Here is a 25,223-nt window from a genome sequence, read left to right as displayed (position 1 = left end):
TTAATTCACTATTGTTTGTTGTCCGTTGGGGTTTTTATCAAGGGTGGTGAGGTTGATGTTTGGGAAGTTGCCGTATAGGGTGCTGTCCCAGTTGTTCCAATCGCGGATACGCTCAAATACTTCGAGGGTGCGCAATCGCTTTACAGGCATACGGGTGGAGAGAATGGTGTACGCCTCGCGCTTGTCGCTACCACTACCACTGAGGTTTTTGCCCCCTGGTATACCTGCCCCCAGCAAACAAGGGTCTACCCCCATAGGGAAGAGTATCTCGGAGTTGCCCGCACTGGCATCGGGCAAGAAGTTGCCGTCCTTAATCTTGTCGTCAATAGGGATTACTTCTATACCCTTGATAAGATTGTTATTGCTATCGCGGAAGAATGGCGAGACGAACGAACGCCCTGCTGCTTTGTTGCCACTCATATGATCGTCGATTGCCTTAATGGTTTCTTGTCGGGCGGCTTCACGTTTTTCTTGTGGCATTTCCTGCCATTCCTCGCGCCCAAATTTGTGAAGGAAGAAATCATCGGCGATGTATATCACATATTTGAGGTTTAGCTGGTTTTCAAACATATATTTTTTGAACGAGGGCACGGAAAGCACTACATCTACCCAACCATTATAGAAGGAACTATGCCATTTTACCTTTGGATAATTCTTCTCGGTAGTGAGTGGGCGCATTACAGGCACGATAAACTTTTCGATTTTCTTTTCCTTGCAATAGGTTTTGAGGGTTTCGACATTGTGAATATCGGAGAAAAAGGGTACTTCTACGGTTAGCTCCTCGTTGAGGGTGTCGCCCCAAGTGGTATTGATATAGACTTTATCGACAAAGCCTTTTTTGTTAGGCACTCCTAAGCGACAATGGGGGGCTTGTTGGCGTTTTACGGATACAATTTTGTCGGAATTGGGTGCGAGCAGGTACTCGACAAAGGCAATGCCGTATGTTTCAAAATCTTCGATGATTTCTGCCATTGTTACATCCCAACGGCAGGTTTTGAAGAAGCTATCAATCTCAGGGAAAGCCGAGCGGAGGCGTTCGCGCGTGGTTACGCCCTCTTCGGTTTCTATATCTTGGTAAAGGCGGAAGCCCAAGCCATAGTGGGCGGAGATGAGCACCTCGAGTCCTCCAATAGCTGCGCCCGTTTTGTTGAGTTTCTTGGTGAACTCTTGTGGGTATAGGTTATTGTCGCCCCAAGCAGCGAACTTATCGGTGTCGCTTGAATCTTTTTGGGTTTTGGGAGTCGAGAGGCTTTGCTTATCAGAGCCGAAAATAACAGCCGTTTTGGCGGCTGAAAGCATATAAAAATCTTTGTCTAATTGTTTCATTATTTCCATTTTTCACTTTGGTAAGTGTAGCCAAAGTCATTAATAATAATTGATACCATTTGTAACACGTTCATTTGATTGCCTGCGCGTTTGGTTACTTCAATATACTCGCTATCGTTCCAATCGATATTGTAGCAGAAGCCGTCGCGTAGCAGATAGATAGAAGGATATATACACGTTTTCCACACATCTAATGAAAGAATGCGGTTAGCAGTTTCTTTACTGAAAAAGATACTCCCTTGATATTCTTCATTGGCTGTTCTTTTCATTATATTTTCAGGAGGTTTGTATCCTTCAGGGAAAAACTTTGTAAAATAGAATACAGGTTTTCCGTAGTTATCGGATAAATCTTTTTTGCTTACTATATTCATTTGCTAATTAATAGATTACTTCTTTTCCGTTGAAAGCGACGATAAAGAGGATACAAATTTTCTTTATAGTACCGTCGCTGAGTTTGATATTGCGGGTTTTGTTTTGCCAGTGGTTGGGGTTCTTTTCAAAATCTTGCTTGTTGCGGGGTTGCTGCATAAGGGTTGCGCCGGTGTAAGTACAGAGTTTGCCGCCAAAGCTGTTTTGCTTGTTGTAGGTGCGTACGGTTATGCTGAAGGGTATTGGCTTCTTGCGCTCATCGAGTTTTCTCATTTCAGCCAGTACGTCCTTTAAAAAAACTTTGTTCATAAGGGTTGGGGATTTATTGGGCAAAGGTAATAGGTAGGGATATATTGGGAAAGGACAGGCTTTTTTATCATTATAAAAGTGTTAAGTACTTGATATTGAATAGGTGAAGCGGGTGATGGCGCGGGTATGTGTTCATTGAAAGCCGATGAAGCCCATCGCCGCCTTAGTGATTTTTACAATTTGAATTTAGGAAAATGGGGGGATATATGGTGGAGGCAGGGTACAGGTGTCAGGTAGCAGGTTTCAGGGGAGAGGTAATAGAAAAAGGGCGCACTCGGTGATGAGTGCGCCTCTAAGGTTGTTAAACAATAACAGTAACAATGGTTACTGTGTAATGGTACTGGCTGCCTTACAGATGCGTTCGGCGATGTCGTATAAGGCTTGTTGTAACTTTTGCTTCTCGGCTTCGGTAAAGCCTCCTACGCCTCCGTTGCCATCGCGCCCGTGTAGTTTGTGGTATATCCAAGAAGATGATTTACCAAAATATTCTTTTGATACTCTTCCCCACGATACATCTGCTACTATATCGTCTAACAGGTGTAGCATTGTTTGTTCTTGTTCCATAGTGATTTACTTTAAGATGAGCCAAAGGGCAAGGGTAATAAATAGCAAGAATGCTAAGATGTCTTCGGCTGAGATGCGAAAGGTAATGTTGTACTCATCTCCCTCTTTCATTTGGAAAATGTTCTTGATGTGCTTTAATAATTTCATAGTTACAAAAATATTTTATACCTTTGCACTGTTTTTGAAAAGCAGGAGAGCTTTCGCTCCCCCACCTTTTCAAAGACTACTGCAAGAAGGTTGTTAAAACTTCTTTGAGGCTGGCTTTGATTCTTAGCAGGATTGACCAGCCTTTTTTTAGTCTTCTGAAACTTAGTTTAAATTCAAAAACCATCATTTCAAAATTTGATTAAACACTCAAGGCTAATGCCTTATCATTGACTTTCAATGACACTGCAAAGATACTACGAAAAATCGTAATAAGCAAATATTTCAACAACTTTTTTTGATTTTTTTTGTATGTTTATATAAAAAAAGCGCGCCCACTATTGTAGGCGCGCTTTCTAACTAAAAACATCCCAGATGAAGAAGTTTTAACTATAAACCAACTAACTATGATTATTATGTATAAAACGAATGGTACGGCAAAAGTAGGGTGTTTGTGGTTGCTGTGAAAGGACGGTTGGGAGGTAAGAGATAAGAGGTAAGAGGGGGCGTGAAGCGTTATGTGGTAAGGGTTTGCGTGGTGTAGGTTCGATGTTGCCAGTATGTTGGTTCAAATAGTGCTGTAGGTAGGCGGTAGGTGATAAGGGATAAGGTGTAAGGGTATAAAAAAAGATAAAAGACTGTTTGTTAGTCTTTTATCTTTTGTTTTTAGCGGGGGACAGGTTTAGAAGTTTTTTTTGTGCGGGTTGCACTTATACGGTGGTGATGATAAAGCTATCGTGGTAGGCGTTATCGAGTAGGTAGGCGTATTTCCACCATAGGAGGTAGTCGAAGCAGTCGGAGAGGTGGGTGGCGTGCTCTTGGGGTATGGTAGTGGAGCGTTCGCTACTCTTGTCCTTCTCAAAGGCATCTTCTTTCTGCTTGACGGCAGCGTTTTCCATAGAGACGATGAGGTTAGGGCAATTGTCTTCATTGACGCGGACAAAGGGTAGGGAGCGGTTGTTTTCCTCTAATATTTCGTTGATAAGGCGGAATTTGAGGATATGGCTTGGGTTATTGGTGTTGGGGGTGCGATTGAACACCTGCCAGCCTGCTGTGCGCAGCATATCCTCTACATCTTGTGCCAGGGTGGTTTTGCTGTTTGCCTCGCTCTTGAAGCCCGAACGGTCGTGGTATAGGTATATTTTATTGCAGGTAGCGCGGTGAGGCTCGTAGTAGTCGATGATTTTCTTTATCAAATCTGACAATTTAAGGGGGTTTTTGACAAAGAAGTCTTTCAGTATTGTTATAGTGTTGGCGACATTACTTTCTTGGGCGACAATACCGCAATTGATGCGCCCTCCAAAGTCGAGAGAGAGTTCGAGAGCTACACCGCTTACTAAATCGTTGTCGTAGGTGCAAGAGGGTGTGAAACTCTGCGAGAAGTCTTGCAGGGCGGTGGTGTTGTACTGGTACTTATAGTAATGTTTATCGGCTGATAGTTTGGCATAGAAGCCGTCGGCAACCTTCCCAGGGCGAATGTTCATTATTTCGGCGTTGAACAGTAGGTCGGACACGCGTTGTTCGTACATCTCTTGTATCCACCCTGGTTTGAGGTTTTCTTGGTTTATGTGGGCGTTAGCTTTGATAAAGAGGTGCTCGGTAGGCTTTTGTTTGGCGAGTTTCTCGCGGGCGGTGAACCATTCCCCCGTTTTAGTAAGAGCAACCGACGAGGTGAAGATAGTAGCATTTAGCAGGCTTGCTTTGTTAAACTCTATCTTCTTGGCGCGGTTGGTTGTCAGTACGTTGTTGAAAAGTCTATCGTGTTCTAACAGTGCCGCTTCGTCGCCAATAACGATGTAAGAGTTTAATCCGCGCCCGCTATTAGGGTCATCGAGAGATACAAGCACCAATATAAAGCCATTAGAGAAGTGCACCACGTTGCTCCACGAGTTGGGGGCTTGAAAAGGCATCTCGAAGCCGAGAGCCTTGCCGTTACGCCCTACTACATAATCTACATCTTCGTAAAAGCCGAACATCTCCAAACCCTCTTTGGTAGAGGGGAAAGTACGGCTTTTTATCTGCACAAAAGTAGCCCCTACCAGTACGCCCGTAGCACGTGGCATTTGCTTTACTGCTTCCTTCACAAACCAGCCGAGTATGGTACTCTTACCCGTACCACGCCCCGCCTCTATACAGATGTGTTTTACACCTGCATAGCGGTTGGCAGATACAGCTGTCATCTGCATAGCGTTGAGGAGGATTTGTTTAACTGGTTTAATCAGAGGTTTCATCGTCGGGGTCATCGGTTATATCTTCGTAGTCGGTATAGGTAGCGGGCAAGTCGTTGAAGTCTACTACCCCTGAAGCGAGGGCAGCGCGCAACATCTTGGCACTCTTACGGCTCATCTTGATATGGTACTCATTAGCGGTAATCTTTTCAAAGTTGATTTCTTTTTCTTCCTTATCGAAGTTGAAGAGGCGAGCATAAGAATCTAACGCCTTGCGCGCTTGTTCTAAATCTCTATCTTTCAAAGCCATTTGGTAGAGTTGCCAATAGCTATCCGCCAATATAGCCCGCTCGGCGTTGATGTCAGATTTATCGAGTTCACCAAATATTTGCATTGCCCAAGAGTAATCACGGTAGGCGGTAGCTTGGCTTACGCCCATTTCACGAATGTGTATCTGTATAGCTTGGTGCTTAGAGTACTTGTTGGACAGTCGCAAGCCGTGTATATGGCGCAAACGCGTTTTAACAGCCTCTTCGGCAGGAAGCAGCTGAAAATTCTCGTCTATATACGAGGCAGATATGCGCTGATAAAGGCTGTCTTTGCTAAATTTAGTAAGTTCCATTTTAGGTGTTAGGGATTAGAAGTAGAGTCCGCTTTTCATTTTTTCTACTTGTTGGGCAGCAGCTGAAGGTATATAACAAGCTACGGCTTCTTTTTCGAGTAGCTGCTTGAGTTGGGCAAGTTCGTGTCGGGCGAGTTGTTGCAAGCGTTTGGCAAGGGTATAGAGCTCGGAGCCGTTGAGTATTTTGCTCTTTTGCCAAGGTAGTTCCTCCCACTGCTGCACAATAGCGGTAGCGGTGAATGAGAAGCTATGCATTTGAGCAGCTTCGGCAACAGTAAAGAAAACGACGGTACGCTGTAGCTTTTCCCAAATAGCAGGATAAGCGCGTAAATCATCGGGGGTGCAGGTGCTGACTTGTGGGGCAATGATGCTTTCCCACATCCATTGTACTAAGGGTTGTAGTTTAGTGAAAACCTCCCACGAATTATTGAGGCTGTAATACTTTTCAAACTCATTCACGCTACTAATAACACCGCTTGCGCGCTGTAGCTTACCTGCTGTTATAAGCAACTCGATACAATCGTTGAGAGCGCGGTCGCCCATCGCAATAGACGAGAGTCCTAAATCGCGCAAATCCCACCAAGGCGATTTCTCCATCTTGTCATCGGTGTAGTAGTTGCCACCGGTATTGGATAAATTCACCTTGAGGAAAGGGATAGCATAAGCTACCGCATAGTTGGCCACTGCTTTTTTGAGCAGTTCGAGTTCGTCACCGCTTAAGGTTTCAGCAGTAGACTTGGGTATATACGGATATACTTTCACACGTAGAGCCTCCTCGATATAAGTTTTGAGCAGGTCGAAATCTAAACGGTTAGAAACATTAGTATATTGCTTGAGTTCTTGTATATTATTGAACATAGTTCGTTAGGTATTAGACGATAATTGAAATTCGACGACAAAACTATGCAGGTTGCGGGTGCTATCAAAGGACAGCGGTTTTTGGGTAATGGGTATTACCTTCAGCCACTCGCCTGCAATACGCAAGAAGCATACGGGGGATTTGATGAGTTCCCACAATACTTCTATTTCTTCAGGAAAAAGCCAACCCGTATTGAGCTTGTAAGTGCGTTTGGTTTTTACTTGCGCCTTGTAGTCCTCACTCAGTAGCACGTTGTCGGCGAGGGTGTGCTCGTAACTTACCAGTGCTTCGTACTCGCCTGCAAACGAAAACCAATCGGGACAGAAGTTTTGATTTTGAAACAGCGCACTAATAGGCGTGCTATTGGGTTCTGGTTTGGGTTCGAGGCTAAGGGTTTCCTTACAAATAATAGTTGTAGCCCCATAGGTAACATCGGCGGTAGCGCGTAAAAAACTGAAATTAGCTACTGCCAGCGGGTCCTTAATAGCCGAAAGGTCGATAAGGTTAGAACCTATTTGTCCCAATGAACGAGCGCGTACCTCTTGGGTAAGTGCTGATACTGATATAAGGCTCTGCTTGTAAGTAGAGCGCAAACGGCTTTGGGTAAGGTATGGATAGGCTTTAGGTTTCTTCCCAGGGAGGTAGTGCAAATCGGTAAGGGTATGCGTTTTGAATACCGCGCCTTTGAAATTGGTTTCTTTTATTACTGCCGATACCTTGGTAGCTTTGAAAATCTCTTTAGGAGCGAGCAGCTTTTTAGTATTCACTTCCAATGAGGGAGTGATGTCTCTGAAAAAGTCTTGTACCTCTTGCCCTATATCTATCGTTGCCACGCCCTCAAAAAAAACGTAATCGTAGTTTTGGGTAGAGGTGAAAGTACGCCCATAGCCGTTGAACTCCATTGTGAGAGCAACCGATACAAACTCGCTTTCTGGGTCAGTTTGGCGTACGCGGGTGAGCTCTTTGTCGAGACAGAAGTACACCTTTTTGGTAGTGAATGTTATATCCGTTTGTACGGTAATGAGTACCTGCACAATCTGTTCGCTCCCCGCTGAAGAAGTTACCTTGAGCCAGCCTTTATGCTCGCCTACTGTCATCAGTTCGGAAGATTGAGAGCGGAATTTTACCACAACTTCCTCTTCGCCATTGCCTTTAATTTCAGTAACCTCTAAGAAATCAGCATTGTTAATGGTAAAGGTGAGGCGGTTAGGGTTCTTAATGGTAAACACGCCCTCGGCACGTTCTTTCTTGTCCGTTTTTAGCAGGTATTTAAATTCTTTCTTATCAATATGAAAAGCGGTAGTATCGTTGATAACAGTGAGGTTGATAGTAAAGTTGTGAGAAGCTCCAAATGAATCTTTTGTTCTGAAATAACTTTCAAAAGTAAGTGTTTGGGTTTTACTCAAATCAAAATTAAGAGTTTTTATAGTAGGGTTTTCTTTGTAAAACTGGGAGAGAGAGAATACTGCTGTTGCATTGTTTTTTGTTCCTGTTAGGGTTATATCAAATAGACTGCGTCCAATACTATTCCATTCAACTCCTTTAATTGTGAAAGGGGTATTGATAGAATGATCCTTGTACCATTCTGTTCTTGTACCAAAATTGATGTAGTCTCCTAATCCTTTATAGTGCCAAAAATCGTGATGTAATACGATTTCGTGATAATAATCAAGAGGTGTCGTAGGGAATGTAAATGAAGTGTCGCCCGTGAGTTCTTTGGTAGCCGTGTTGAGCACCATATTGAGCACGGGTTTGTCGTTGGTTTTAGGTTTTGGCGTTGCTTTATCGGTACGGCGTAAGGTAATCACTACCTCTTTACGCTCGGTGGGTAGGTCTATTTCGTTTACTTTACCGCTTTTTTCTTCGGTAGCAATCACCCCTAAGGTTACTTTTACTTTTATATCGCCTTTTTCTGGCAACTTACTGAAATTGTTGTAACGCAACTGCAGGTTATGTTGTAGTCCGATAAGGTTTTCTAAATCCTCTCCTGTAGGCGCAATGAGTTCTACATATTCATTGGCAGCAATACGCGCATAATAACGAAATCCCTTGTACTTCTTGTATACGGTGAGCAATCCCAATTCAGGATAATGCACCGTAAGGTTTTCGGTAGAAGGTATAGGCTGAGAGGAGTGCCACTCTTTAAGGATAGTAGCAGGTGATATATTCCAATCGGGGATAGGTTTTTCTACTTCATAGCACACTTCTATCCATTCATATCCTCCTTGAGAGGTAGGTTTTCCTGCTTGGGAACTTCGGCATATTTTTTCAATATAGGTTCTAATAGGCATAGCATTTGTATTTTATGAGGTTTTTGTATAGAGCGGTTTGTATCGATTCGTTGGGTCGCCAAAACTCAATAGCAATGAAAGGAGTAAAGAGTATTACCCGCTCGGGGCGCACCTCTATTCTATCATTAGGAAATAGCAAAGGTAGCTGATGTTCTAAATAGCGGTGCACTTGCCAACTCTCTACTATGAAATCTATATCCTTAGCGAGGTAATTTTCGGAGTACACTCCTTGCATTACCTTGGCTACCGAACCACACACTACGGGTAGGTGCTCAGTAGTGAAGACTTCTAACACGGCACTGTAAATAGTATCGAGATAGGTGTTGAGACGGTCGTCATTAAAGACATTCAGAGAGGTGAAAGCGGTGTACATCATATAGCAATTGTAGTGATCTCTACTTGGTAATGCTCTTTATCGAGCACGGATTTGTTAAGGCTCTTGATAAGCATACGCTGGTTATAGGCGAGAATGGTATCACGCAAGGCAATGTGACGGAATTGGTTTTTGTTACATACAAAGCTCCACGTGTATTCAGTGGCGGCAATTCGCATCTTATACCAATCTTTCCAATACTCAGCTACTAAGGGAGGCGTAAGGGCTTTGCAGAAACCTGCATTGTTTTCTCCGTTGTGCAAGCCATCGTACCATATCAGCCCTATGGTTTGTTCTCCACTCTTGCGCGCTATAGCTGTATAATCCCCTTTATACATCACTCGGGGCAAGCAGTAGCCTCCTATTTGTATTTCGGTAAAATTGGTCACCTTGCTCGCTTCTTGCGCGTTGAGTATCTGGTAACTGTTGTCGGTTACTTGTATCACGGGCAAATGATAGGCTTTATCGTCCATTTCAGGAAACTTGATAAGATACGACTGCTTCGTAAGAAATGTTTTTTTAGGTTCGCGTACTTCCCAAGTGCGGAAATCTTTAGCGTGTGTGCGTTCTTCTATCTTGATACGGTTCATATATAATTTGTGTCCCTCGATAACCATATCGTAATTTTTCCAATTCTTAATCGTTTTTACCAAATCGCCAAAAGTAACATCGGGCACGGCGCGTTTGAGGTCTACTATATTAGGGTTTATTACCTGTTCTATCACATTGCCGTCTTCGCTGTGTTGTGCCACGATATTGAGGTTCATAGAGAGTTGGGGTTGCGGAGTACCTTCTATCTCTAAAGCCAATGTTTGTCCTGTTGTGTCGATAGTGAGCAGCTGTGTAAAACTGAGTGTGTCTGGTTTTTCAAAATTAAATTCACGGATGATCACGTTGTCGAGTTTTAACCTAATGGCAACCTGCCCGCTTATCGGTTGGTTATCACAAACTAACCGCCACATTCCTGCCGTAGCAAATTCATAGGTATACTCTACGGCTGTGAGGGTGTGTTCTTGTTGAGCTGTAGTGAGGTAGTAAGGCGTATTGCTGTACAACACCTGCTGATTGAAGTCTTCATCGGTGAGGATGTCGCCTGCCAGTTCATATCCTGCATCGGCAAAACCCGTTTTGAGTACGTAGAGCAGGTAAGGCATAGGGTGTATAATGTTGTAATTCCTATTAGCTTCATTACGGATAAACCCCTCAGAACCATAATTATTGATAAACTGAAAGAATAACTCCCACCCTTTCTGACTTTTATCTTTGGGGTATACCACTTTAGGGAAGTTATAATCCACTTCGGGGTACTTTTTAGCAACTATCTCGTTGGCGTGAGTGTATATATCGGGTACACGCTTTCGTAAAAGAGGTAGGTCGCATAGCTTCTTCTCAAAGTTAGGCAGCTGCTCAAACCCCGAATCTATTTGCGCAGAAACTAAGTTACCTTCTACCGATAGTATTTCGAGCGTACCTTTACGCACGCGACCATCCAATACGTGATAACCATCGTACTTCTTCTTGAGTTTGGCAGCGTTGAGGGCGGTATAATTACCCATACGCAAGCGCAAGTCCGCATTCATTTGGAAGTCGAAAGGCAATGAATACTGAGTGAAGAAAGTGTCCTTAAATCGCGGGTTCTCCTCTTGATAAGAGATAGCAATGCGCGAAAGGTCTAACACGAATTGAGAGGTAACGAAATAATCGGTCATCTTTTTTTATATAAGAGGTAAAAGGCAAGAGGTAAGAGCAATAACAATAACCACCAATAATTGAAAGAAGTGCGCTGTACTTGTTTATGTTTAGTACTCGTAAAAGAAAAAGTTTTTGAGGTAACACTCGTTGTATTACTACTCACTTTAAACTCATCACTTTTCACAACACTGAGCGTACCCCCTTTGAGGGTAATCCGCTCTACCACTTTACCACCTACCTCGTGAGTATATTCCAAAGGTGTGTCGGGTCCTACCGTGCTCAACTGATAGGAGAGTAGTGAATGCTGTAATGTAGCAAACTCTGAACCCACCGTAGCGAGTTCAGAGGTTTGCGTAGCAACTTTTTCGGCAACCACTTTTTTAGTGTTGCACGATAAAAATAACATAAAAAGCAATATACAAGTAACACATTTCATTAGCTATTATTTTCTATGGTTTTGATCACGTCTTTCAAGATTTTCGCATAGTTAGTAGCGGTAGCATAACCCGCTTTTGCTACTTCATCAGCAAACTTGTACGGGTCTGCTTTTACAAGCAACGCTTTAGCGTATCGCTTGTTCCTGAAAAAGAATTGCGCGTGGTCGGTAAAGCATTCTTCGGGTGTGTCGTACTTCCTGAACCAATCCTGCACACAATACAGCCATTTACCATCAGTGCGTTTGCTAATACTGATAATCTTAGGAAACTGCTGAGGATTAGGAGTTGGCGAGTTTAGCACTTCAGTAGTAAATAGCAATTGTTTTTTTTCTTTCGGTGTGTTGCTAACAAGGTTTTTAGGTACTTTTATACCAAAAAAGTTATTACCAACGCCACGCTCTCCCCAACCACTCTCCAACGCTGCTTGCGCCAAAATAAAGAGGTGAGAGATACCTGTTTTCTTTTCGCTTTCCAAAGCAAAAGGTTTGTACTGTTTTATAAATTCTTTTTTTGTCATTGTTGTTCGTTATTAGAGGTTTGAGGGGTTTCGGACTGTTCAGCTTGTTCAGCTTTTTCATTCATATAATTAGAGATGGTTTTAGCGACTTCCTCTAAGTTCTCACGATTGATAAACACTTGCTGAACAACTTGTCCCGCTCGGTCTAAACGCACTTTGTCTTCGGCTTTTTCGCGTATCGATTTGATTTCGATTAGACATAGCACTATTGCCATAAAGAAAGTGATAAAAGGAAATAACCACAATGAGGTTTGATAATAGGTTTCTAAGAACCAAGAAAGCATTCCATAAATACTATCCACAATAGTACAAGCTATAAGTAAGTTGTAATACTGCGCCATCTTGCTAATAGTACGCCTATAGCCGTAGGAGTTACGCGCAATACCCAAACGTTTAGCCTTGCGCACACCACTCCAAAGGTCGGCGAATATCATAAGGAGTACAAGAATGTAGATACCGAGTAGTATCCAAAGAATTACAAAGATTTTTTCCATTTTAATTTATATTAATATTATAAAATATGCGTATTTTTTAATTAATTTCTAAATATATTATACACTTTTTAGAGACTTCGATAGATTTTACGAAGCCAGTAAACGTTATATCAACTTGTGTTATACCATTACCTTGATTGAACGTGTTAAAATAATAATCTATACCTTGTAGATATGTTTTATCTCCCAAAATAACTGTAGTATGTGATATGTTAGGATAGTTTCCATTTTCTTTCTGAACAAGAATTGAAAATGTTAAGACTGAAAATTCATAGTCTTTGTCAATAGCTTCCTCTTCAAATAAATTAGATAAATTTGTGAAGTAAAAATCTTTTCTATTCAAATCGGTTAAAGAACCTACTACCTTTAGCTTTATATCATTAGGTTGTAGATCTCCGTGATATTTTCTCAGTAAAAAATTAAATGTATTAGGTGTAAATTCAAAACGAGAAATTCCTTTTTCTTTAATAGGAGTTATCAAATCTATACAAAATAAATTATCTGTCGGACTATTGTTTTTATTACTATTATTTCCCCAGTCAAAATATAGTATTGCGTTCATAGATTAAACATTGCTAATTCTTACAAAACAATTGTTATCATACACACTCACTACAGCAGTAGAGCCTCCTTGTCCATTAAAAGCAGTATCTCCTTTATAGATGATATTCTTTCCATTACAAGTAAAATTCACTTGCCCCCCGTCGTACACTTTTATAGCGGAAACCGAACCTAAGTGTGGTATTTGGCTGCAATCTATAGTTGCATCAGACTTTGCAAAAATAATGTTGTTAAGTTGCTCTTTAGATACTGTGTATATCTGATGATCACCTATAGGTATTCCTACTCTTCCGATAATTTCTTTTACCTTCTCAGCAGTAACAATGTTTGTAGGCTTCCCATCAATATCATCCCAGTTGTGTCTATGCGTACGTAGGGCGTACTCACTGTGGGTGTGATGTAAGGGGGCATAACGCTCGTCGTGATTGTGATTTTTGTCGGCTTTGGAAGCTAAAGCATCTTCTAAGCCTGCAATATTGGTAATACCGAGAGTGCTAAGGATATGCTTGTTTTGCTTGATGTAGGTAACAATTTCTTGCAGTTGGTCGAGTTCGGTGTCGTCACTTTGCAAAATAGCATTGAGATCATCTATCATCTTTTTTAAATCTTGCGCCGTACCCATATAATCGCCTTTGGGTAACAAGCTTGATGTATCGACCTGCTGCAAGCCTTCCAACTTGATGCGGAGCTCTGTGGTAAAGTCCTCTGTAGAGAGTTTCTTGCCTGGTACTTTTTGCACGGCACCAAGGATAAGATCCTTTAACGTTTTGTCGAGGAGCACTGGGCGGTTTTGATTGAAGGTAAGGCGGGTAAGGGCTTCTTGGGCAGCGGTGGGATTGTCGTATACCACTCCGTTGATTTCTACCTCGCTTACTAAGGCTTCGAGGATAGAGAAGTTCACATCATCGGCTGCGTGGAGGATAAGGCGTTCATCTTCCACCTTTGCCGTGAAATTGCGCAAGGCTAATATGCCGTTGTATTCAAAAACGTATTCTTGTAACTCGCCCGTTAGGGGATTGACTTTGTATTTGGGTTCCATTTTAGGTAAGAGATAAGAGGTAAGAAGTAATAGGTGTTTTACTGCTTCCTTTGGTTTACTTTGCAAAGGTAGTGCGGGTGGTAAAAAAGTGAAAGGACAAAAAAAGCCTTGCTACTGCAAGGCTTTTCGGTATAAACACCAACAATAGACAAGCGTATTATCGGGGGTTTCTACCAGTTCGATAGTGAACCCTAATTCTTGAAGTACATCGTAAACATCGTGCTGGTCTATGGGTTCGGAGGGTATGATGCCCTGTGCCATAGCAAGCACCTGCGAGGTAGTTTTGTATTGCTTTTCAACCGCCCCTATAGGATGAGGCATATAATACTGCAAAAGTAATGTTTTGAGGATTTCTTTGTAATCGTTCATTGTGTTGAAGAAATAAAAAAATCCGTGAGTGGGTGTTGCGTAATCAAGAGCACGGATGCTTTTGTTGTATAGCATTACTACTATACACACCTTCACGGAATATTTTACAATAATTATTTTCTTGCAACATTGTACAAGTGTTGCTCTTGATTACGCGTTGCAAAAATAAGAACAAAAAAATAACCTACAAAATTTTTGCAGGTTATTTCTTTCATTTTTTTAAGTTTACCAATTCTCTTGTGTGGGGAGAGGTTTATCCATTGCTATTTTTAAATTATCAATTAGAGATGTAATATTTAAATATATCATAGCTCTTAGTTCTGTTGTTACTTTTACTTTATACTTTTCTGAACCTCCAAAAGCACCTGTAAAAGTAGGTAAATAAAGTTCATTAGTAACAAGTCCTAATGAATGAGAAGCTCCTTTATGATAAAAATTTGTAAATTCATATTTGTATTTACCATCTTTACACATTATTTTAACATCATAGGTTATCCATCCTTCTCTTGCTTTAAAACCAACAAAAATTTGGCTATCATATTTTATAGTGCCTCTACCCATAAGAATAAAATTCTCGTTGTCATCTAACAAGACTACTTCACGAGGGTCTTTATAGACTGTTGTAAACCAAATTTTAGCATTAGTGTACAGCATTTTAGCTGTAAGATTAGGTGTTACATTAACTACTTCAGTAAATGTGTAAGGTTTAGTAAGGTCTTCATTCTGAGCTGAAACAAAGAAAACATTAAGGAAGGAGATAATAATTAAAATCTTTTTCATACTAACCTATTTATTGTTTTGTAAAAATAGAATAATTGCACATACAACCCCGATGATTGTAAACCAAAAGAAGAAAGAAATATACTTAGAAATTTTTCCTAAATGTTTCTCGCTGGAACGAATCATAGCGGTTTGCAAGATTTCTCTTTCTTCGTGGGTTAGTTGTTCTACTTTGTCGATAAGTTGTACAAAGTCTTTTGGCAATTGTGATTTAAGGGTATTACCAAAATAAGAGTTTAGTTCTTTTGTTTCCATTCGTGTTAGTTTTATTTAGAGATACAAAAGTATAAACAATATTTTACTCTTGCAAGATTATAATAAAAAAAGTCTTTCCCTTATTCAAAGAAAGACTTTTTTAAATAGTTAAAAATAATCAATTTAGTTTTTCCAAAGGAAAAACCTCAATAATATTGTTCTTCATTAGATCTTCTACAAATGCATCTTCATCTGTAGCTCTAATATCTAAGTTATCCCATAATACAGATCGTTTGGCATATTGAAGCATGTAAGTATTATTATCCAAATTATAGGTAAAAGCATTCATCTTTTTCAAAGAAGAAACTATTTCACGGCAATCATCTGCCGTGAAAGTTTCTCCTGTATCTATTATCATTACCTTTTTCATACGGGGGCAAAGATAGTAATTACTAAGCAAAATCCAATACCCGCTCCTCAAAATATTCTGTAAGTTCTTCATTTAAAATTGTTTCTAAATTTGATAATACAATATTTTGTTTTGAGAACTCTACCAAACGCGCACAAATCAATATCCAATTTTTGATTTTACTGAATTTTGTAGAGCCTGAATGTTGCCTAAATTCAACCGTACCATATTTGAGATAACTTTGTAAATTCAACTTTAAATAACGAGTATTGAATAAACTTACTATCTCACGAACACTTCTGCAATTATTAAGGTTTGAAAAGAAAGTGTCTTTACTTCCTAAGATGGATAAACCTTTACAATATTGGTTATTTCTACGGCTCTCAGGCATCATCTTATCAAATTGCTTTTCCAATATATAAAAGTTTTTAACTAATGTTTTCATATTCTCTAAGGAATAATCATTAACTTCTAAATGAATGTGAACTCCACAACTTGTATTTACATTTGTTTTACTTAAACGGAGAGCTGTAGTAGCTTTTTTTAAACTTTGAAGCCCTTCATATCCTTGTAGTATAGGACTCACCATTTCAAATGGATGATCTCCACGAATGCTTGAATCAGTAGTGAACTTCCAATGATTACGAGTTTCGTGATTGTAACGTTCAAACTCGTATCTTATTCCTTCTGCTCTCAAGTTTCTTTCTAAAGTACTTTGTGTTGCACCAAAGAATTCTATTTCTACTCCAAAACGTCTGTTGAATAAAAATTCAAAAACATTGTCCAATGGCATAGTAGATTGAATTTCATTCCATTTTTTCCACATATTATGGGCATAACCATAATTTCCATTGCATAGTAAATCTGCTACTTGTTGGCGAGTGTAACCTAATGAATAAAATGCAAATGCTCTTTCTTTTTTGGTTGAATTCTGATTTAAAATTTGTTCTACTGTCATAACTTTAATGTATTGATTATCATTTAACTACGATGCAAAGTAACAACATATTTATGAACCTTGCAAATTATAATCAATTTATTTTCAGCACATTAGAAAACTTTAACTTTTGAAAAAACTTATTCACTTTCTTTTACTAAAAAGAGGTTTATTTTTTCCTGTGGAAGTTCTTCTCCGTTACAAATAACTTTAAAACCTAAATGATTTGTTTTCATATAGGCTATCCAACGGCGTATAATTACATCCATATATTGAGGATCAAACTCTACCCCTCTACACGTTCTCCAATTCATTTCACAAGCAATAAGAGTAGAGCCTGAACCAAGGAATGGATCTCCTACAATGTCTTTTTGTTGTGAACTATTTTTTATAAGATAACCTATAAGTTCTATAGGTTTCATAGTAGGATGATCTGCATTTTTTTTAGGTTTATCAAACTCAAGAACAGAGGACTGTTTTCTATCTGTATACCAAGGGTGTTTACCTTCTGATTGCCAACCATAGAGAATGGGTTGATGTTTTTTTACATTCTCGACATCTTCAATTTCTCCTACCAATATAGGTTCGTGCTTCATGTGGTAGTCTAATCTTCCTAAAACAAATTGATTTTTTACCCAAATCAATACACTTGAAATCTTATATCCAGCTTTTTGCATTGCGGTTCTAAAGTTTACAGCCTCAGAATCTGAGTAAAAGATGTAAGTAGGGCAACCAATCATTGAGTGGTTAAAAGTATTTTGATAAAAATCATAAAGAAACTCAAAAAAAGCACTATCACTCATTTTGTCATTTTTTATTTTCAGTTTATCCTTAGTCCCACCTTCGTAATTTACATTATAAGGAGGGTCCGTAACTATTAATTGAAAAATTTCATTTCCAAGTAGTTTTTTGTAAGTTTTTTCTTTGGTCGAATCACCGCAGATAACTTTATGTGTAATTCCTTTCTGTGTTGAAATTAATTCAAAAATATCACCTTCCTTAGATTGAATGTTCTTAGGAGGAGTAATATCTACTTCTTCTTCTATTTCTATTTTTACAGCGTTTTCTGATTGAATAAAATCATCAAACGAATTAATATCAAAACCTATTTCTGTAAGGTTGATATCAGAGAAAAACTCAGATATTTTCTCATAGTCAAATTCACCATTTAGAATGTTTGACCTAAGATTGTATTCCTTAAATTCATCCTCTGTAAGTTTTCTATTAGGAATACGAACATCTATGATTTCTTCTCCCCTTCCTAACTCAAAGAGAATTATTACTCTTTGGTGTCCTCCAATGAGAGTGTTGTCAATATCAATCACAGGAATTTCTACCAAATTGAACTTTTCTAATGATTTTTTGAGACGTTCTTTGTCTAAATCGGATATTTTTCGGGGGTTGTATTCGTAAGGGACAAGTTCCGAAACTTTTCTTTGAACGGTATACCATTCTAAAGGTGCTAATATTTCTTGCATATTTAAAAATTTAAAGTTAATATTTCTTGCCTTTTTTTGTTTTTTGTGTGACTACTTCCTAAGTGTAGTAGTATTTTTTGTTGTTTCCAACCAAATTGATTAACATACTTTGTCAGCTCCTCATTCTGATAAGAACTCAAAATAAATTTTCCTCTAATCTGAGACAAAGTTTTTAGCAATTCATTAAAATGTTCTTGTGTATAACCACCATAATGACCTTGGTTAGCCCCAACATAAGGAGGATCACAATAGTGAAATGTATCTAATGAATCTCGTTTTTGAATTACTTCACAAGCATCATTGTTCTCTAATTGTACATTTTTTAATCGTTGGGAATATACATCAGTAAAACTTTCTATTTTATTATTCAAAAGTTTAACATTTTTTGAATTAGAAGTAATTCTGCAATTCATTACTTGATTAGAAAAACCAAAATTTGTGGCAAACCAAAATGCCCACGCTCTTTGTTTTTCTGAAAATAAATGGGGTGTGTTATAAATTACTAATGCTGATTTATAAGCATCACGGCTGATAATAGTTTTTTCTATTAACATTTTTAATTCTTCAAAATCAGTTTTCAATACTTTATAGAAGTTGAAAACATTAGCATTGAAATCATTTATAATTTCTGTTTTTGTTGGTTCTTTAGCCCAAAATACAGCTCCTCCGCCAAAGAAAGGCTCTGTATAGATTTTGTGTTGGGGTATTAGTGGTAGAATATGAGAAAGCATAGTTTGTTTTCCTCCATAATAACTTATGGGTGTTCTTTGCCAAATTTTTGATATAGATTTCATTATTTTACTTGTTATTTGAAATTATTTTGTATCTTTGCACCTCCTACATCTAAATAATAAAATAGCCAGCAGGCGGAAAAACATAAGTCCTCCGTGCCTGATGGCTATTATTTTAAAAGATGTAGGAATTTTTTATTTAATAACGGAGGACTTTTTTATCCTCCTAAAATGTTATTTTACATTTATCTTTTTTTCAATTGTTTTTACCAACAGCTTTAGTTGCTTTAATTCTTCGATTTTTCTGAATATTTTTTCTATCAAAGTAAAATTTTCTCCCTCTTGGCTCTCGGCTTGTAGTCTCCATTTTATAAGGCTTTTTTCACGTGATACAATATTGCTGCGCAGGGTGTGCAGGCGTTGTACGAGTTGTGTAGGGCTCAACTTATCTAACGCTTCTTCTTGGGAGGGGGCGGCGGGTAGCAATATGCGTTTGTACTTGAGCCAATGGTCGAGCACGGTATCGCAGGCGTCCATTTCCTCGAATAGTTGCCATAGCTGTTGCTGTAGGACGCGGGCTTGGCTTTCTTGGTCGGCTGGGAGGGCATTGAGTTTTAGTTTGAGCGAGCAGGCTTGTAACCAGTGTTTTTTTTTGGCGAGATATACAGGGTGTAGGGCTTGAGGGTAGTCGGAGATGAGCCGATTTACCGATTTGTCAATTTGGTGCGAGCCGCACGGGCTGTTTGCTGATTTGTCAGTTTGCGGATTGTTCCCCTCGCTTTCGGAGAGGGGGGAACGGGGGGTGAGGCTTTTGAGTTTTGCTTTTAGCTTTGCCTCGTTCTCTAAGGAATAAAAGCGAGGAACGCCCTGAAGATTGCCTCCAAGGCGTTCATACTCTATGAGCAAACGTTTATATTGTTCTCGGTAATTATACATTAGGTGTCAGGGCTAACAGCTTTTTTCAATGCCAAGGCGCGCTCTAAGATAGGTACATCGGGCGGGTATTGTTGTTTTTTCTTCTCTATGAGCTGTTGCAGGGTTTCGCTGCTGAGTGATTTTAATAACTCGGCAGCTTCTTCTTTCAAAGCATAGTAAGGGAAGCCCGCGATGTATAGGCTTTTGACATTGTAAGGAATACGGCTTAAATCGACTGCTTCCAAACCGCCCCCTAATTCTTTGGGTTTGGTGAAGTAGGCAGTTCCTTCAGGTAGCAATGATTTGAATGCCGAATCATTCGTAATTTGTAATTCGGCATTCGTTATTTGCTTCTCGTCATTCGTGATAGTCTTAGGCTTCGGCGATAGTACCTGCATACTTGTACGGTTTAGAGTTTGTGATGAGCTTGAGGGTAATACCGCTATCATCTTCGGCTTTTTTGCCAGTAGTGGCTTCGGCACTATCTACATAAGCAGGGTTGATCTTGGTGCCTATTACCCATAGCGTGCCTTGAGCATCGGGGACTACGAAAATCATCGGTACGTTTTTGTAACGGTTGATGAAATCGAGGGTTACATCGCTAAAGCGAGCTATCTTAAACTCTAACTCGGTTTTCGCTTTTTTGTTGCCAGCATTGCCTACGAGTGTGATTTTGAGTTCGCCCTCGTCTATCTGAGCATCGATACCTTTGAAGGCTTTGGAAGCGATAAGGGTAAGGTTGCCGTCTTCGATGGTGTTGGCTTTGCCGAGTTCGCCAGTATTGGCGGGCAATACGCATTTATCGACAAACGCCTTAGGGGCGTACAAAATGCGCGTGCTGATGCCTCCGCTGACTTCGTCGTTAGGACAAGCATCGAGGTTTTCGTGGGGTACGTTATCAAAACAATTTTTTGCCATAGTACTAATTTGTTAATTTGTTAATTAAGGGTGATTGTCCGCCGATGAGTTGGAGGAGTAGATCCTCGTCATTAGCAATTTCTTCTTGTGAGAGGGCTTCACCGCCGATGAGCAATATTTGAGGCGCGTCGTCGGCAAACTTGTAATTCACATTGCGGAATGTAAACTCGTGACCTTTGTGAGGCGCTTCTGCTGTTGGTTCTTCGGGTTTACCATTGAGTTGTTCCTCTAATTGGTTGAGTTGTTGCTCGCGCGCGTTGAGATGTTTTTCAACCTCATTGAGGGCTTGTTCACGCTGGTTGAGGGCTTCTTCTCTCTCGTTGAGAGCAGCCTCTCGCTCGTTGAGGGCTTGTACTTGAGTGTCGTTGCTTTCGGTAGAGGCATTATCAATTTCGGGCGAATTGCCATTTGTGGGCGAATTGCCATTCGCCCCTACGACGGGTGTATTTTTTTCTTCTTTTGCCATTTTTATTAGGGGTTAGGGGTTAGGAAATAGAGGTCAGGGGGTGAACCCTGACCCTGAAACCTTATTAAGCTAATACGAGGTTAGGGTAGAACAACTTGTTTTGCTCATCGTTGTTCAATCCTCGTTTTTTCTGAGCATCGTTTGTTTCCACGAATAGGTATTGGTTTACGGCAAAGTCGTAGCCCAAGTGCCATTCGGAGAATATTTTGACGAGGTAATCTTGCACCTGTACATCGTTGATACGCGCAGGGTTATCTACGCGGTCGTATAGGCGGAAGAGGTTACCGTCTACCCAAGCGATGATACGCCCAGCCTTCAATCCTGGTACACCTACCAAGTCACGTCCGTATTTGGTTTTTCCACGTTGCGGATCGTTGAAGTCGATGTATTGGTTAGCAGGTGTTTCGCGTAGCTCTACATAGTCGTTGAACTCTTCGAGAGAGATAAAGAGTGTTTTCACTTTCACGCCCCCTGGCAAGCCTTTTTCGAACTTAGTAACGCGGTCTACAATACTTGTTACCCCTGCATCTACAGGAATGTGGAAAACAGGGTTGCTTGTATCGGCAACGGCGCGGTTCACTACTTCGTTAAGTCCGTCCATTGTTTTTGTATAGTCGGGGGTAGTGCTGCCTACTTGGGAGGCATCGTACTTGCCCGTAATACTAATGAGGTCGAGGTCGGAAATCACTTTTTTGATGATAAGCCCCATAATGAACTGGCTAATGGGCATTTCATTGGGTTTTTTGTCCTCTTCGTACATAGCTTCTTCCCAACTACCAACGATGTCGTTAGGGTTGATAGGGAAGTTGATTTTCTGACGGAAGTTTTTCAAAAGTTTCTTTTTGAAAGACACTTCGCCAGCACCCGTCCACTTGTCGGAAAAGGCTTGCACTACATTGCTGATGAATACAGCAGGTATATGCCATTCGCCTTTTACTTTGCTCAGTGGTTTGGCGTAGCGGTTTAGCAGGATTTCTTTAGAGAGTATCGCTGCTTGGAGTTCGGTAGGACGGGCGTTGCCGTAACGTACGAGCTCTTTTGCAATTTCAGTAGCTTTAATTGTATTTCCCATATTTTAATTTACTAATTTGCTAATTGATTGTGCGCATCGTTCATATCTACGATGCCATCGAACTCTCCTTTTACCTCTTCTTCTTTGCCGTCATTAGCTGGCAATGAGTGAGCGGGGCGATTGTTAAGTTCGGTTTTGAGGCTCTCGGTTTCGGCAGTAAGAGCGGTTACTTGCGCTGCGAGAGCTTCTTTTTCAGCGGTAAGGGCTGTTTTTTCAGCCAATAGCTTTTCATTGTTGGCTTTCAGTTCTGCCATAAGTTGCTCAAGAGCGGTGTTGTTGGCAGCAGCTTCGGCAGCTACCAAGGCGGCTTCAATCTTGTCGAGTTGCGATTCTCTGAGTTCGACAAATTTTTCAATCCCAAATAAGGAGCTTTTTAGGTCGATATTGGCGAGTGCCAATACAGCGGCGATTTTTGCGTATTTCATTCTTTTTATAGATAAGAGGTAAGAGGTAAAAGGCAAGAGCCTATTACGCCTTACGGATTAAACTTTTTCTAATTGGTTAATTGGCTAATCACCTCATTGAGAGTCATTACCTCGTCGATAAGTCCTAATGATTTGGCTTTTTTAGCACTGTAGGTGTTGCCTTTGAATACTTCTTCTTTGGCATCGGGGCGGTAGGCTTTTACGCTACCTATAAAGCGGGCGTTGGCTTCTGAAAGCATCTGCATTATAGCCTTTTCGTTACCTTCTTTAAGGTCGCGCCAAGCCTTGTTTTTTTCGGTGCTTTCGGGGGCGTAGAGTTCGTGTACTTTCACGCCGTACTTTTCTAAAAGGGGCGCAAAATCTTGGAAACTCAACATCGTGCCTATACTGCCAATAGCATCGGCAAAGGGGGCGGCGACTACCTTGTCGCAAGCACTGGCAATCCAATAGGCGGCACTGCACATATAACCACCGGTATAGGCGACGGTAGGTTTTTGCAAACTGCGAATAACGCTGGCAAGCTCCTCAGTGCCTGAAACCATTCCGCCTCCGCTATCGATGTCGAGCACGATAGCGGTAACGGCTTGGTGCGATTCCAGCGCCTTTAATAACGTAATAATATATTGAGTACCGATATATCCGTAAGAGGTGTATTTAACGATGGGCTGTTTGAGTTCAACCACTACGGGGAAGCTGTCACGTCCTTGTTGCAAAGAGGCGTTGCGCTGCTCAAAATCATAGCGATAATACTCTTCATACCAATGCGAACTCTCTAACCCTACCTTGCCCTTGCGATAGGCTAAGAGGAGTTCGGGGAATATTCCAGTGAGGTAATTATAATTAATAGAGAATAGCATATTTTAGGTGTTAGGGGTTAGAGTCTGAACCCTGATGATGATGCAAAATTATTGCAAAGGCGGGGTAAAGAAAAGGACACGGAATTTTTCGGTTATCTTACTGATATTCGGGAAGATGATAGTTTGCCCTGTAAGGGTAACTATATAGGTGTCGGAGCCTTTGCCGTTATCAACTATATTGTCGTCGATAGTGAGGGTGAAAGGCTCGCGGGCGTTGCCTACTACCAGCATTTCCTGCTCGGATACCAGGGCGACCACATAACGGCGTTGCTTGTGAAAGCTGATGAGCTTTTGGCGGGTGTCCTTAGATAAATCGTAGATAGGCAAGGAGACTTGTATATCGAAGTAATCGTTGTGGTTTTGCTGCTTGATACTCACCTTGCGGTTATAAGGTGCGGGGTTATGCAGGTCGATGCGCAACAGATAGCTGTTTTCATTGGGGGTAAGGGCGCGCATATTCTGATTGAAGCTGAAAGAATTAGCCTCAAACAAGAGCACGTGAGATATTTCGCGCGTAAAGGATTCGGAGAGGTTGCAGAGTTCCATACTAATTTGGTGCGAGCCACACGGGCTATTTATCAATTTGATGCAAAAGTAGGGCGGTTGGGAGTACTAAGAAAGGACGGTTGGGAGGTAAGAGATAAGAGGTAAGAGGGGGCGTTAGGCGTTGTGTAGTAAGGGTTTGCGGGGTGTTTTAGGGGTATTGGCTGTATGTTGCCTGTATGGTGGCTGTATGGTGGCTGTAGAGAAGCTAAGGGAGGGCTGTGGGGTGGCTGTGGGGTAATAAAAAAGATAAAAGGCTGTGTGTTAGCCTTTTATCTTTTGTTTTGGGCGAGGGACAGGTTTAGAAGTTTTTTATTCTAAATTTTCTATATTTCTCAGTTTTTCGAGGTAAAAATCGCGTATTCTTTTAAAATCTTCCTCCGTAAACTTGTTATCTCTGAGCCTCATTCGCTTGTGTGTTGCTGCTGATGTACTCTTTTGAATTGCTCTTGCTACCTTGCTATCGGATAGTTCTAATTGCTGAATGATGTATATTACTTTGTCGTGAGGTGTCATATTATTCTTGTATTATCATATTAGTATTGTACCATTGCCACGCTTCATCTAAGAATTGTGTTTCTGATATTTCGGGGGCTAATTCCCCACCTGTTAATTTTACGTTATTCTGAATTATTATGAGCTTGAATTGCTCATCTTCATTGAATACGTATAACTTCTGAGGCTTGCTCTTTAATTCTCTGTTAAGAACTATCTGCTGTGTGCGCTCTCTAATTACCAATATCAGAGATAAGTAGAGAGGAGAGTAGATAAAGTGAAAGCCATTGGGCATTTGCTCAGGCTCTGGCTGTAATGCCAATAAAAACTTTGGCATTTTTAGTTCAAAAAGTTTGTTGTTATCCATATTATTTTGTATATTTGCCCCTCATTTCTAAGGGTGTTAAATCGTTAGACTTGTTTTAATTTTACAAAGTAAAGCCTCTAATGTAATGTTAGGGGCTTTGTTCTTTTATTAGCGATGAGAAATATCAATCATATAAAACTGCTCTTCACCGCCTTGACGGTCTGCTATACCTACAATCTCTACTGTATAGGTTTCATCATATCGAGCATACCCCTCAAACTCTTCACCTTTAACGATGAACGTTTCGATTCGTTCGGAGGTGTCTAACGCTCTTAACTCTAACCACTCATCACGGTCATCAATAGAGTCGTTGTACAGCTGTTCTGCTTCTTCGATACTATCAATATAGTTGTAATATCTGTAGTTTTCTTTTACAAATTCAACGATTGCTTCATCGCTAATTGTTTCAGTGGTGAAGTTGTTGTCGTTCACCCATTCTTGTAAGCCTAATGTTTTGTCTGTTGTTGTCATTTTTCTAAATGTTTAAATGTTAATATTGTT

The 25,223-nt window shown here is 40.5% G+C and carries 35 protein-coding genes; all 35 read right to left on the bottom strand.

Annotated elements, in window-relative coordinates; all coding sequences use genetic code 11:
• The 35 genes from I7X29_RS02625 to I7X29_RS02455 all read right to left on the bottom strand — a co-directional run bounded on the left by I7X29_RS02625 (window position 1) and on the right by I7X29_RS02455 (window position 25,193).
• The gene (locus I7X29_RS02625) at window positions 1-1,326 is read right to left on the bottom strand and encodes a hypothetical protein (protein WP_198472719.1); all 1,326 of its coding nucleotides are present in this window, start codon (window positions 1,324-1,326) and stop codon (window positions 1-3) included.
• The gene (locus I7X29_RS02620; protein ID WP_198472718.1) at window positions 1,326-1,697 is read right to left on the bottom strand and encodes a hypothetical protein; all 372 of its coding nucleotides are present in this window, start codon (window positions 1,695-1,697) and stop codon (window positions 1,326-1,328) included. Before I7X29_RS02620 ends, I7X29_RS02625 begins: the two co-directional genes overlap by 1 nt.
• Before the next feature lie 7 nt (window positions 1,698-1,704).
• Entirely contained in the window at window positions 1,705-2,004 is a 300-nt protein-coding gene (locus I7X29_RS02615; protein ID WP_225883644.1) for a hypothetical protein, read from the bottom strand.
• A gap of 324 nt (window positions 2,005-2,328) precedes the next feature.
• Window positions 2,329-2,568, bottom strand: a complete 240-nt coding sequence (locus I7X29_RS02610; protein WP_198472717.1) for a DUF5053 domain-containing protein — start codon at window positions 2,566-2,568, stop codon at window positions 2,329-2,331.
• Window positions 2,569-2,574: 6 nt separating this feature from the next.
• Window positions 2,575-2,715 carry a hypothetical protein gene (locus I7X29_RS02605; protein ID WP_198472716.1) on the bottom strand — a complete coding sequence of 47 codons (141 nt, stop codon included), beginning with the start codon at window positions 2,713-2,715 and terminating at the stop codon, window positions 2,575-2,577.
• Between the two features lie 398 nt (window positions 2,716-3,113).
• Window positions 3,114-3,284 (bottom strand): hypothetical protein, encoded by a 171-nt coding sequence (locus tag I7X29_RS02600; RefSeq protein ID WP_198472715.1) that lies wholly within the window; start codon window positions 3,282-3,284, stop codon window positions 3,114-3,116.
• A gap of 138 nt (window positions 3,285-3,422) precedes the next feature.
• Window positions 3,423-4,943: a hypothetical protein gene (locus I7X29_RS02595; RefSeq protein ID WP_225883643.1), complete on the bottom strand. Its 1,521-nt coding sequence runs from the start codon at window positions 4,941-4,943 to the stop codon at window positions 3,423-3,425.
• Entirely contained in the window at window positions 4,927-5,502 is a 576-nt protein-coding gene (locus I7X29_RS02590; protein WP_198472714.1) for a hypothetical protein, read from the bottom strand. Before I7X29_RS02590 ends, I7X29_RS02595 begins: the two co-directional genes overlap by 17 nt.
• A gap of 15 nt (window positions 5,503-5,517) precedes the next feature.
• Window positions 5,518-6,360 carry a DUF6712 family protein gene (locus I7X29_RS02585; RefSeq protein WP_198472713.1) on the bottom strand — a complete coding sequence of 281 codons (843 nt, stop codon included), beginning with the start codon at window positions 6,358-6,360 and terminating at the stop codon, window positions 5,518-5,520.
• Between the two features lie 6 nt (window positions 6,361-6,366).
• The gene (locus I7X29_RS02580) at window positions 6,367-8,652 is read right to left on the bottom strand and encodes a hypothetical protein (RefSeq protein WP_198472712.1); all 2,286 of its coding nucleotides are present in this window, start codon (window positions 8,650-8,652) and stop codon (window positions 6,367-6,369) included.
• On the bottom strand, window positions 8,642-9,028 hold the full coding sequence (locus I7X29_RS02575) for a hypothetical protein (protein WP_198472711.1): 387 nt from the start codon (window positions 9,026-9,028) through the stop codon (window positions 8,642-8,644). The genes I7X29_RS02580 and I7X29_RS02575 overlap by 11 nt, the downstream gene beginning before the upstream one ends.
• Complete coding sequence (locus tag I7X29_RS02570) at window positions 9,025-10,734, bottom strand: hypothetical protein (RefSeq protein ID WP_198472710.1); 1,710 nt, start codon at window positions 10,732-10,734, stop codon at window positions 9,025-9,027. Before I7X29_RS02570 ends, I7X29_RS02575 begins: the two co-directional genes overlap by 4 nt.
• A complete protein-coding gene (locus I7X29_RS02565) occupies window positions 10,731-11,123 on the bottom strand; it encodes a hypothetical protein (RefSeq protein ID WP_198472709.1) in 393 nt (130 codons plus the stop codon). Before I7X29_RS02565 ends, I7X29_RS02570 begins: the two co-directional genes overlap by 4 nt.
• Before the next feature lie 29 nt (window positions 11,124-11,152).
• A complete protein-coding gene (locus I7X29_RS02560; protein WP_198472708.1) occupies window positions 11,153-11,671 on the bottom strand; it encodes a glycoside hydrolase family 73 protein in 519 nt (172 codons plus the stop codon).
• Entirely contained in the window at window positions 11,668-12,165 is a 498-nt protein-coding gene (locus tag I7X29_RS02555; RefSeq protein ID WP_198472707.1) for a phage holin family protein, read from the bottom strand. Before I7X29_RS02555 ends, I7X29_RS02560 begins: the two co-directional genes overlap by 4 nt.
• A gap of 37 nt (window positions 12,166-12,202) precedes the next feature.
• Window positions 12,203-12,727, bottom strand: a complete 525-nt coding sequence (locus I7X29_RS02550) for a hypothetical protein (RefSeq protein WP_198472706.1) — start codon at window positions 12,725-12,727, stop codon at window positions 12,203-12,205.
• Between the two features lie 3 nt (window positions 12,728-12,730).
• The gene (locus I7X29_RS02545) at window positions 12,731-13,765 is read right to left on the bottom strand and encodes a hypothetical protein (RefSeq protein WP_198472950.1); all 1,035 of its coding nucleotides are present in this window, start codon (window positions 13,763-13,765) and stop codon (window positions 12,731-12,733) included.
• 111 nt (window positions 13,766-13,876) lie between these two features.
• Window positions 13,877-14,224, bottom strand: coding sequence for a hypothetical protein (locus I7X29_RS02540; RefSeq protein WP_198472705.1), 348 nt, complete (start codon window positions 14,222-14,224; stop codon window positions 13,877-13,879).
• A gap of 135 nt (window positions 14,225-14,359) precedes the next feature.
• Complete coding sequence (locus I7X29_RS02535; RefSeq protein WP_198472704.1) at window positions 14,360-14,914, bottom strand: DUF4468 domain-containing protein; 555 nt, start codon at window positions 14,912-14,914, stop codon at window positions 14,360-14,362.
• Window positions 14,915-14,920: 6 nt separating this feature from the next.
• Window positions 14,921-15,169, bottom strand: a complete 249-nt coding sequence (locus I7X29_RS02530; protein ID WP_198472703.1) for a hypothetical protein — start codon at window positions 15,167-15,169, stop codon at window positions 14,921-14,923.
• 118 nt (window positions 15,170-15,287) lie between these two features.
• Window positions 15,288-15,539, bottom strand: a complete 252-nt coding sequence (locus tag I7X29_RS02525) for a hypothetical protein (protein ID WP_198472702.1) — start codon at window positions 15,537-15,539, stop codon at window positions 15,288-15,290.
• 22 nt (window positions 15,540-15,561) lie between these two features.
• The gene (locus tag I7X29_RS02520; RefSeq protein WP_198472701.1) at window positions 15,562-16,476 is read right to left on the bottom strand and encodes an amidoligase family protein; all 915 of its coding nucleotides are present in this window, start codon (window positions 16,474-16,476) and stop codon (window positions 15,562-15,564) included.
• 119 nt (window positions 16,477-16,595) lie between these two features.
• Complete coding sequence (locus I7X29_RS02515; protein WP_198472700.1) at window positions 16,596-17,933, bottom strand: DNA modification methylase; 1,338 nt, start codon at window positions 17,931-17,933, stop codon at window positions 16,596-16,598.
• A gap of 2 nt (window positions 17,934-17,935) precedes the next feature.
• Window positions 17,936-18,727 carry a DNA adenine methylase gene (locus tag I7X29_RS02510; protein ID WP_198472699.1) on the bottom strand — a complete coding sequence of 264 codons (792 nt, stop codon included), beginning with the start codon at window positions 18,725-18,727 and terminating at the stop codon, window positions 17,936-17,938.
• A gap of 171 nt (window positions 18,728-18,898) precedes the next feature.
• Window positions 18,899-19,600 (bottom strand): hypothetical protein, encoded by a 702-nt coding sequence (locus I7X29_RS02505; protein ID WP_198472698.1) that lies wholly within the window; start codon window positions 19,598-19,600, stop codon window positions 18,899-18,901.
• Complete coding sequence (locus tag I7X29_RS02500) at window positions 19,600-19,977, bottom strand: hypothetical protein (RefSeq protein ID WP_198472697.1); 378 nt, start codon at window positions 19,975-19,977, stop codon at window positions 19,600-19,602. The genes I7X29_RS02505 and I7X29_RS02500 overlap by 1 nt, the downstream gene beginning before the upstream one ends.
• A complete protein-coding gene (locus I7X29_RS02495) occupies window positions 19,952-20,497 on the bottom strand; it encodes a hypothetical protein (protein WP_198472696.1) in 546 nt (181 codons plus the stop codon). Before I7X29_RS02495 ends, I7X29_RS02500 begins: the two co-directional genes overlap by 26 nt.
• A gap of 4 nt (window positions 20,498-20,501) precedes the next feature.
• The gene (locus I7X29_RS02490) at window positions 20,502-20,963 is read right to left on the bottom strand and encodes a hypothetical protein (RefSeq protein ID WP_198472695.1); all 462 of its coding nucleotides are present in this window, start codon (window positions 20,961-20,963) and stop codon (window positions 20,502-20,504) included.
• Between the two features lie 64 nt (window positions 20,964-21,027).
• A complete protein-coding gene (locus I7X29_RS02485; RefSeq protein ID WP_198472694.1) occupies window positions 21,028-22,035 on the bottom strand; it encodes a hypothetical protein in 1,008 nt (335 codons plus the stop codon).
• 11 nt (window positions 22,036-22,046) lie between these two features.
• On the bottom strand, window positions 22,047-22,460 hold the full coding sequence (locus I7X29_RS02480; protein WP_198472693.1) for a hypothetical protein: 414 nt from the start codon (window positions 22,458-22,460) through the stop codon (window positions 22,047-22,049).
• Between the two features lie 68 nt (window positions 22,461-22,528).
• Window positions 22,529-23,317, bottom strand: coding sequence for a S49 family peptidase (locus I7X29_RS02475; protein WP_198472692.1), 789 nt, complete (start codon window positions 23,315-23,317; stop codon window positions 22,529-22,531).
• A gap of 48 nt (window positions 23,318-23,365) precedes the next feature.
• The gene (locus tag I7X29_RS02470) at window positions 23,366-23,863 is read right to left on the bottom strand and encodes a hypothetical protein (RefSeq protein ID WP_198472691.1); all 498 of its coding nucleotides are present in this window, start codon (window positions 23,861-23,863) and stop codon (window positions 23,366-23,368) included.
• A 309-nt stretch (window positions 23,864-24,172) separates the two neighbouring features.
• Complete coding sequence (locus I7X29_RS02465; protein WP_198472690.1) at window positions 24,173-24,376, bottom strand: hypothetical protein; 204 nt, start codon at window positions 24,374-24,376, stop codon at window positions 24,173-24,175.
• Between the two features lies 1 nt (window position 24,377).
• Window positions 24,378-24,692: a hypothetical protein gene (locus I7X29_RS02460; protein WP_198472689.1), complete on the bottom strand. Its 315-nt coding sequence runs from the start codon at window positions 24,690-24,692 to the stop codon at window positions 24,378-24,380.
• A 138-nt stretch (window positions 24,693-24,830) separates the two neighbouring features.
• A complete protein-coding gene (locus I7X29_RS02455; protein ID WP_198472688.1) occupies window positions 24,831-25,193 on the bottom strand; it encodes a hypothetical protein in 363 nt (120 codons plus the stop codon).
• Window positions 25,194-25,223 lie beyond the last annotated feature (30 nt).

It is taken from the genome of Capnocytophaga periodontitidis (genome assembly GCF_016126015.1).
Lineage (GTDB): Bacteria > Bacteroidota > Bacteroidia > Flavobacteriales > Flavobacteriaceae > Capnocytophaga > Capnocytophaga periodontitidis.
Note: the sequence above shows the minus strand (reverse complement) of the source record. Positions and strands in the feature narration are given on the sequence as shown.